Source organism: Halorhodospira halophila (assembly GCF_016653405.1).
Classification (GTDB): Bacteria; Pseudomonadota; Gammaproteobacteria; order Nitrococcales; family Halorhodospiraceae; genus Halorhodospira; species Halorhodospira halophila_A.
The window spans coordinates 103426-110345 of the sequence record NZ_NHSN01000009.1 but is presented as its reverse complement, the minus strand read 5'-3'; the positions used below and the strand labels follow the sequence as shown (position 1 = coordinate 110345).

Sequence of the window (6920 nt, the reverse complement as noted above, 5' to 3'; positions counted from 1 at the left end):
CCAGCGCCGTTCCTTTGCGCGCGGCCCTGCGCGGGCGAGCAGCACAGGGAACCCCGCAGGGGCGCGTCCGCCGATCCGGCCCGGGGGCCTGAAACAGGGAGCGACGGGGGGCTGAAACAGGGGGCGACGGCGGGGGGCCCGCCTTAGGCTACAGCCGCCCCCGCCAGGCGACCCACACCTTGCGCAGCGGCGTCAGCGTCAGCCGGCCGCGGATCAGCTCCGCCGGCCCGCGGCGACGGATCTCCAGGAGCAGGGCCTGATGCAGCGCGGCGTACGCCGTGACCGGGCGTAACGCACGCGCCGCGGCGCGGTCCGTCGGCGCCCGCCGGCCCGCGGCCGAGAACAGCGGCTCGATGGCCCCGGCCTGGGCGTCCAGCGCCCGGAGCAGCGAGGGCAGGGCCGTCCCATCGGCTTGGAGCAGCGCTCCCTCCGCCGGCACTCCGGCCCCGCGCAGGGTCTCCCGGGGTAGGTCGCTGTCGCCGTAACGGGCGGCCAGCCCCTGCAGACGCAGGCTGCGGGTCAATGCGATGGCGCTGCCCAGTGCCGTCGCGTACCCGGTGGCCGAGTCGTCGCCGACCAGAACCCGGGCGGCCAGGCGTAGCGGGGCCGCGGCGTGGCGCTCGGTCAGCTCGCGCTGCTCGGCGAAGGTGTCGGGCCGGTCGCCGTCCAGGGTGCGGTCGGCCTCATCGAGCACGGCGCGCAGCTCCGCGCCCGGCAGCTGGTCATCGTGGACCGCTGCGGCCAGGGGGGCGGCCAGCGGGTGCTCGCCGCCCCCTTCGAGGATCCGCGCCAGCTCGGTGCGCCACCAATGCAGCTTGGTGCGGGCCACGTCGGGCTCCTGAGTGCTCAGCGGGATGCGCCGGATCTCACTGGTGAACGCCGCAATCGCCTGCAGCGGCCGGCGCTGCTGCTCCGGTGCCAGGCGCAGGGCGTAGTCCAGGCTGGAGCCCGGCGGGGCCGTCCGGGCCAGCAGGTCGTCGGGGATGGCGGGTGCGGGCATGGCGCGGTTTCAGACAGCGGAGCGGTCGAGTCTGGCGCCTGCTTCGGGCTCAAGCCAACCCAGCAGCTCCGCGGGTTGACGGATCAGCCCGTGGGCGCCCCACAGGGCCGGGCGGTCGCCGGCGTGCAGATAGCCGAATAGGGCCACCAGCCCGCGGGCGCCGGCGGCCACCGCCGCGTCGATATCCCGGCGGGCATCGCCCAGGCTCCAGCACGCCTCGGGGGCGCAGCCCAGCGTGGCGGCGGCGTGCCGGATCGGGTCGGGGTGGGGCTTGGCCCGGTCCAGCGTGTCGCCGCAGACCACCGCCCCGGCGCGCGTGTCCAGTGCCAGGCGCTCGAGCAGCGGTTCGGTGAGGTGCGTCGGTTTGTTGGTCACGATACCCCAGGGGATGTCCTGCCCCTCGAGGGTGTCGAGCACCGCGGCCATGCCCGGGAAGAGCCGGCTCTCATCGGCGATGCGGGCCCGGTAGCGCCGGACCAGCTCCTGCTCGAGGGCCACCGCGTGCGGGTCGCTTGGGGGTACCGAGAAGGCGTGGCTGACCATGATCCGTGCGCCGTGGGAGACCGTGGTCTGCAGCGCACCCGTCGGCGCCGGCGGCCGCCCCGCCTCGGCGAGCAGCTCCTGGACGCAGGCGATCAGATCCGGTGCCGTGTCGACCAGGGTTCCGTCGAGATCGAAGAGGACGCCGCGCCGCGTGTTCATCAATGCTTGCGCAGGTGGGCGAAGTAGTTCACCGAGGTGTCCTGCTTCAGCCACGCCGTGCGGGTGAATGGGTTGTAGCCCAGCCCCGTGACCTCCTGGAGTACCAGCCCTTGGGGGCGCCCCCAGCGGGTCAGCTCCGAGGGGCGCACGAAGCGCTCATGCTGGTGCGTGCCCCGGGGCAGCAGACCGAGGATGTATTCGGCGCCGACGATGGCCAGGGCGTAGGCACGCAGGGTGCGGTTGATGGTCGAGAAGCAGGCATCGCCGCCGTCGCGCAGTAGCGTGGCGATGGCGGCCACCACCGACTCCGGGCGCGGGGTGTGTTCGATCATCTCCATGCAGACCACGGCGTCGAAGGGTTCGACCTCCCCGCGCTGCGCCTCCTCGGCCAGTTCTTCCACCGTGCACTGGCGGTAGTCGACGCCGGTGATCTCCGCCTCCAGCGCGTGCAGCTTGGCGGTCTGCAGTGCCTGGCGGGCTGTGTCGATGCCGAGTACCTGGGCGCCGCGGCGCGCCATGGCCTCGGCCAGCAGGCCGCCGCCGGCGCCGACATCGAGGATGCGCTTGCCGGCCAGCCCGTCGAGCCGTGCCTCCAGCCACTCCAGGCGCACCGGGTTGATGTCGTGCAGGGCCCGCTGGCTGCCGTCCGGCTCCCACCAGTCGCCGGTGGCATCGAACTGCGCTGTTTCGCGGGTGTCCTCGTTGCGCTCGCTGCCCGGGTCGGCCTGGTTCATGGGCTGCCCTCCGTTACCGTTGGCCCTCACTGAGCCCGCTCCGCTGCGATCCGTTCCCGCCACTGCTCGGCCCGGGCAATGGTCTCGGCCGGGTCCAGCGTGGTCAGCTGCCCGTCGCGCACGCGGGGCTCGCCGGCCACCCAGACGTCGGTGACGTGCTGGCGGTTGGCGGCGTAGACCAGCTGCGAGAGGGGGTTGTAGATCGGGTGCTGGTTGAGATCGGCCAGCGAGATGGCGGTCAGGTCCGCCGACTTGCCGGGTTCGATGGAGCCGATCTCCTCCTCCAGGCCGAAGGCGCGCGCGGCGTTGATGGTCACCATGGCCAGCGCCTGCTCGGCGGGCAGGGCGGCGGCATCGCCGGAGACCGCCTTGGCCAGCAGGGCGGCGGTGCGCATCTCGCCGATGAGGTCGAGGTCGTTGTTGCTGGCCACACCGTCGGTGCCCAGGGCGACGTTGACACCGGCGCGGGTCAGTGCGGCTGCCGGGCAGAAGCCGCTGGCCAGTTTCAGGTTGGCCTCCGGGCAGTGCAGCACGTGCGCGCCGGCGGCGGCCAGGCGTTCGATCTCGGTCTGCTCGAGCTGTGTGGCGTGCACGGCGAGCAGCCGCGGTGAGACCAGGCCGACCTCCTCGAGGCGCTGCAGGGGGCGCTTGCCGGTTTCGCGCAGGCTCTGCTGGACCTCGTCCGCGGTCTCCTGGACGTGGATGTGTACGGGAACGTCCAGGCGCTCGGCGTGCTCGCCGATCCGCCCCAGGAACCCGTCATCCACGGTGTAGGGCGAGTGGGGCGCGAACAGGGTGCGCACCAGCGGCTCGTCGCGGAAACGCTCGTGCAGCGCCAGGCCCTTTTCCAGGTACTCGTCCAGGCTCTGCGCGTAGCCGCTGGGTACGCCGATGACGATCATCCCGAGCTGGGCACGCATGCCCACCTGACGGGCGGCCTCGCCGGTCACCTCGGGGTAGAAGTACATGTCGTTAAAGCAGGTCACCCCGCCGCGGAGCATCTCGCCCATCGCCAGGGTGCTGCCGTCGCGCACGAAGGCCTCGCTGACCCAGCGCTGCTCGGCCGGCCAGATGTGCTCGGTGAGCCAGGTCATCAACGGCAGGTCGTCGGCCATGCCGCGCAGCAGGGTCATCGCGGTGTGCGTATGGGCGTTGATCAGCCCGGGGATGAGGACGTGCTCGCCGAGATCGTGCTGGGTATCCGCCCGGTAGCTCCCGCGCAGCTCGTCGTTGCCGGCGACGGCTACGATACGTCCGTCGCGGATGGCGACCCCGTGGTCCTCGAGCACGCTGCCGCTCGGCTCGACCGGGATGACCCAGCGGGCGTGGATCAGAGTGTCGACACGTTCCATAATACGCTCCGTTTTTACTGCAGCGAGGGTACCACGACTTGAATACCGCCTCCCACGACACGGTCCGGGCGCTGGAGTGGCGCGACGAGGGGCTCTATCTGCTCGATCAGCGTCTGCTGCCCGGTCAGGAACAGTACGTCTGCTGCACCGACGCTGCGGCCGTCGCCCAGGCGATCACCGACATGGTGGTGCGTGGCGCGCCGGCGATCGGTGTGGCCGCCGGCTATGGTGCGGCCCTGGCCGGTGCTGCGGCTTGGCGAACCCACGGCGCCGGGTGGCAGGCTGGTATGGCCGAGGATCTGGATGCCCTGCGCCGCTCGCGGCCGACGGCCGTCAACCTCGCCTGGGCCCTGGCGCGCATGGAGACCTGCGCCTCGCGGCTGTCGGAGGACGAGGATCCGGCGTCGGCCCTGCTTGCCGAGGCCCACGCCATCCACGCCGAGGATGTTGCAGCCAACCAGCGCATGGGCCGCTCCGGCGCCGGGCTGATCCAGCCGGGCAGCGGGGTGCTCACCCACTGCAATACCGGCTCGCTGGCCACTGGCGGGTTGGGCACGGCGCTGGGCGTGATCCGCACCGCCTGGGCGGATGGCCGAATCGAGCGCGTCTTCGCCGACGAGACCCGGCCGTGGCTGCAGGGGGCTCGGTTGACCGCCTGGGAGTTGGCCGCCGACGGCATCCCGGTGGAGCTGCTGGCCGACGGCGCCGCGGCTGCCCTGATGCGCACCGGACAGGTGCACTGGGCGATCGTCGGTGCCGATCGCATTGCAGCCAACGGGGACGTGGCCAACAAGATCGGCACCTACGCCGTGGCCCTGGCGGCGCGCCAGCACGGGGTGCGATTCATGGTGGTGGCTCCCACCTCGACCATCGATCCGCAGACGGCCACCGGCGAGCAGATCCCCATCGAGACGCGGGACGCCCGCGAGGTCCTCTATGCCGGCGGTCACCGGGTCGCGCCGAAGGCCGAGGGGGTCGGCGCCTGGAATCCGGTCTTCGATGTCACGCCGGCGGAGCTGGTGGATGTCATCGTCACCGAGCGCGGTGTGGTCCATCAGCCGGACGCCGACGGCATGGCCCGCCTGCTCGAGGGCGCTGGCTGAGTCGCCAAAGCGGCCCCGCATCCGCCGGGGGCTGAGCGGGCGCATTCCGAACGCGCCGAGCAGCGCAGCCCAAGCAGGGGGCCAGCGCGAACCTTTCCCGGTTCGCGCTGGTCAGCGCGCAGCGCAGAACGGCGCGTCAGCGCCGTTCCTTTGCGCGCGGCCCTGCGCGGGCGAGCAGCACAGGGAACCCCGCAGGGGCGCGTTCGGCGAGCCCGATCAGCCCCCGGCGGACGCGGGGCCGGTTCGGGGGCGGGCGCCCAGGGTACCGTTCAGCTCCGTTGCCCGATGCGCATGCCCACCTTGGCGATGCGCCCATCCTGGATCTCCCGGATGGTGAACTGCAGATTGTCGATCCGCACCCGGTCACCGACCACCGCCCGGTTGTTGAAGATCCACAGCAGATAGTCGCTCAGCGACTGCTCCGGCCGGGCACCGCTGGGCATGGAGATGCCGTAGGCGGTGGCGATGTCCCCCAGCCGCGCCGAGCCGTCCAGCGTGAACTCGCCGAAGAAGCGCTGCTCCGCCAGGTAGGCCGGCCCGCTGGGAGCAACGAACAGGCGGTCCAGATCCGCGATGTCCCGGGGCAGGGCCAGCAGGTACAGATAGTCCCGCGGGCGCAGCACCTCGCGCCTTGGGTGTTGCAGCGCCTCGCCCTCGCGGAACAGCGCCACCGGCTGGGCCGATGACGGCAGGTTGAGCCGGTTGATCGGCTCGTAGAGCGCCGGCGAACTCTCGGTGATCCGGTAGGCGATGAACGCGTAGTCGGTCTGGTGCGGGACGTCGATCACCTGACGCTGGGTGGCGCCACTGTCCGGCGGCACCTCAAGGCCGAGCAGCCGCGCCGCCGGCGCGATGGTCCAGCCCTGAACCACCAGCGAGACCAGCACCACGAAGAAGGCCACGTTGAAGAACAGCTCCGCCTGCTCAATCCCGGCCAGCAGCGGGAAGAGCCCGAGGATGATGGGCACCGCGCCGCGCAGGCCCACCCACGAGATGAACAGTTGCTCGCGCCAGGGGAACCGGAAGGGGGCCAGGCAGGCGAAGACCGCCAGGGGGCGGGCGACCAGGATCAGCACCGCGGCGGCGAGCAGGCCCTGGGCGGCAACGGGTAGCAGCTCCGAGGGCGTGACCAGCAGCCCGAGCACCACGAACATGGTGATCTGCGCCAGCCAAGCGAAACCGTCGTGGAAGCGGCGGATGTTCTGCGCCGCCTGCAGCCGCCGATTGCCGGCGATCAGCCCGGCCAGGTAGACGGCCAGGAAGCCGCTGCCGCCGAGGACCGCGGCCCCGCCGAAGATGGCCAGGCCGCCGCCGAGCGCCAGCAGGGGGTAGAGCCCGGGTGTCAGGTTGATGCGGTTGATCAGCCAGGCCAGGGTGAGGCCGCCGAGGGCGCCGAAGGCGGCGCCGAGGCCGAGCTGCTGGACGAACTCGAGCGCCGCGGCGGCGGCGAGCAGATCCGGCTGCTGGACGAGGATCTCGACCAGCATGATGGTCAGAAAGATCGCCATCGGATCGTTGGAGCCCGATTCGATCTCCAGCGTGGCGGCCACGCGCTGCTTGAGCTCCAGTCCGCGGGCGTGGAGCAGTCCGAAGACGGCCGCCGCGTCGGTGGAGCCGACGATGGCGCCGATCAGCAGGCCCTGTTTCCAGTCGAGGTCGAAGGCCCAGGCCAGCACCCCGCCGGTGATGCCGGCGGTGATGATCACGCCCACGGTGGCCAGGGTGAGCGCCGGTTTGAGGGCCACCCGGAAGGTGGAGGCCTGGGTGCGCAGGCCGCCGTCGAAGAGGATGATGGCCAGCGCCAGGCTGCCGATCAGATGGGCGGCCTGAATGTCGTCGAAGTCGATCCCGAACAGCCCCTCTTCACCGAGGAGCATGCCGATGGCCAGGAAGACCAGCAGCATCGGGGCGCCGACGCGGTCCGAGACCACGCTGGCGAGGATGCTCACCAGCAGCAGTGCGGCGCCGAACAGGATAAGTTGATTGGTCAGGTCCAAGCGGACGGCTCCCTGCGCTCCCGGTTGGGCGG

Annotated in this window: 6 protein-coding genes; 1 reads left to right on the top strand and 5 read right to left on the bottom strand. The window is 71.8% G+C overall.

Annotation, left to right across the window (positions count from 1 at the left end; genetic code table 11):
* Positions 1-148: 148 nt before the first annotated feature.
* The 4 genes from CCR79_RS03310 to CCR79_RS03295 are packed head-to-tail and all read right to left on the bottom strand — an operon-like array spanning position 149 to position 3788.
* Positions 149-1000, bottom strand: coding sequence for a squalene/phytoene synthase family protein (locus tag CCR79_RS03310; RefSeq protein ID WP_201168687.1), 852 nt, complete (start codon positions 998-1000; stop codon positions 149-151).
* A 9-nt stretch (positions 1001-1009) separates the two neighbouring features.
* Entirely contained in the window at positions 1010-1702 is a 693-nt protein-coding gene (locus CCR79_RS03305) for an HAD family hydrolase (RefSeq protein WP_201168684.1), read from the bottom strand.
* Complete coding sequence (ubiG, locus tag CCR79_RS03300) at positions 1702-2436, bottom strand: bifunctional 2-polyprenyl-6-hydroxyphenol methylase/3-demethylubiquinol 3-O-methyltransferase UbiG (RefSeq protein WP_201168681.1); 735 nt, start codon at positions 2434-2436, stop codon at positions 1702-1704. The genes CCR79_RS03305 and ubiG overlap by 1 nt, the downstream gene beginning before the upstream one ends.
* 26 nt (positions 2437-2462) lie before the next feature.
* Positions 2463-3788 (bottom strand): TRZ/ATZ family hydrolase, encoded by a 1326-nt coding sequence (locus CCR79_RS03295; RefSeq protein WP_201168678.1) that lies wholly within the window; start codon positions 3786-3788, stop codon positions 2463-2465.
* A gap of 38 nt (positions 3789-3826) precedes the next feature.
* Here CCR79_RS03295 and mtnA point away from each other — a divergent pair, with 38 nt between their 5' ends.
* Positions 3827-4891, top strand: a complete 1065-nt coding sequence (gene mtnA, locus CCR79_RS03290; protein ID WP_201168675.1) for an S-methyl-5-thioribose-1-phosphate isomerase — start codon at positions 3827-3829, stop codon at positions 4889-4891.
* 269 nt (positions 4892-5160) lie between these two features.
* Here mtnA and CCR79_RS03285 read toward each other — a convergent pair whose 3' ends face one another.
* Positions 5161-6888 (bottom strand): potassium/proton antiporter, encoded by a 1728-nt coding sequence (locus CCR79_RS03285; protein ID WP_201168672.1) that lies wholly within the window; start codon positions 6886-6888, stop codon positions 5161-5163.
* Between the last annotated feature and the right edge of the window lie 32 nt (positions 6889-6920).